The organism is Streptomyces sp. NPDC001156, assembly GCF_053598275.1.
This window is the reverse complement of the sequence record NZ_JBSFJX010000490.1, coordinates 1-1873: the sequence shown is the minus strand read 5'-3', so window position 1 is coordinate 1873 and position 1873 is coordinate 1. Positions and strand designations below refer to the sequence as shown.

Here is a 1873-nt window from a genome sequence, read left to right as displayed (position 1 = left end):
TCAGAACCAACACAGTGGACGCGAGCAACTGAGGACAAGCCCTCGGCCTATTAGTACCGGTCACCTCCACACGTTACCGTGCTTCCAGATCCGGCCTATCAACCCAGTCGTCTACTGGGAGCCTTACCCCATCAAGTGGGTGGGAGTCCTCATCTCGAAGCAGGCTTCCCGCTTAGATGCTTTCAGCGGTTATCCCTCCCGAACGTAGCCAACCAGCCATGCCCTTGGCAGAACAACTGGCACACCAGAGGTTCGTCCGTCCCGGTCCTCTCGTACTAGGGACAGCCCTTCTCAAGACTCCTACGCGCACAGCGGATAGGGACCGAACTGTCTCACGACGTTCTAAACCCAGCTCGCGTACCGCTTTAATGGGCGAACAGCCCAACCCTTGGGACCGACTCCAGCCCCAGGATGCGACGAGCCGACATCGAGGTGCCAAACCATCCCGTCGATATGGACTCTTGGGGAAGATCAGCCTGTTATCCCCGGGGTACCTTTTATCCGTTGAGCGACGGCGCTTCCACAAGCCACCGCCGGATCACTAGTCCCGACTTTCGTCCCTGCTCGACCCGTCGGTCTCACAGTCAAGCTCCCTTGTGCACTTACACTCAACACCTGATTGCCAACCAGGCTGAGGGAACCTTTGGGCGCCTCCGTTACCCTTTAGGAGGCAACCGCCCCAGTTAAACTACCCATCAGACACTGTCCCCGATCCGGATCACGGACCCGGGTTAGACATCCAGCACGACCAGACTGGTATTTCAACGACGACTCCACAACCACTGGCGTGGCTGCTTCAAAGTCTCCCAGCTATCCTACACAAGCCGAACCGAACACCAATATCAAACTGTAGTAAAGGTCCCGGGGTCTTTCCGTCCTGCTGCGCGAAACGAGCATCTTTACTCGTAGTGCAATTTCACCGGGCCTATGGTTGAGACAGTCGAGAAGTCGTTACGCCATTCGTGCAGGTCGGAACTTACCCGACAAGGAATTTCGCTACCTTAGGATGGTTATAGTTACCACCGCCGTTTACTGGCGCTTAAGTTCTCAGCTTCGCCCCACCGAAATGGAGCTAACCGGTCCCCTTAACGTTCCAGCACCGGGCAGGCGTCAGTCCGTATACATCGCCTTACGGCTTCGCACGGACCTGTGTTTTTAGTAAACAGTCGCTTCTCGCTGGTCTCTGCGGCCACCCCCAGCTCAAGCAGCAAGTGCTCTCACCAGGCATGGCCCCCCTTCTCCCGAAGTTACGGGGGCATTTTGCCGAATTCCTTAACCATAGTTCACCCGAACGCCTCGGTATTCTCTACCTGACCACCTGAGTCGGTTTAGGGTACGGGCCGCCATGAAACTCGCTAGAGGCTTTTCTCGACAGCATAGGATCATCCACTTCACCACAATCGGCTCGGCATCAGGTCTCAGACACAAGCCAGGCGGATTTACCTACCTGACGTCCTACACCCTTACCCCGGGACAACCACCGCCCGGGATGGACTACCTTCCTGCGTCACCCCATCACTCACCTACTAACCGCTTGGTTCGGCGGCTCCACCACTTTCCTTTCCCCGAAGGGTCCGGAACGGCTTCACGGCCTTAGCATCACGATGCTCGATGTTTGACGCTTCACAGCGGGTACCGGAATATCAACCGGTTATCCATCGACTACGCCTGTCGGCCTCGCCTTAGGTCCCGACTTACCCTGGGCAGATCAGCTTGACCCAGGAACCCTTAGTCAATCGGCGCACACGTTTCTCACGTGTGAATCGCTACTCATGCCTGCATTCTCACTCGTCAACCGTCCACGACTACCTTCCAGTGCCGCTTCACCCGGCAGACGACGCTCCCCTACCCATCACAGCCGGCGTTGGCCGTT

General features: G+C 57.1%; 1 rRNA gene. It reads right to left on the bottom strand.

Annotation, left to right across the window (positions count from 1 at the left end):
* Positions 1–30: 30 nt before the first annotated feature.
* Positions 31–1873 (bottom strand): 23S ribosomal RNA (locus ACWDA7_RS52490); the annotation flags it as partial.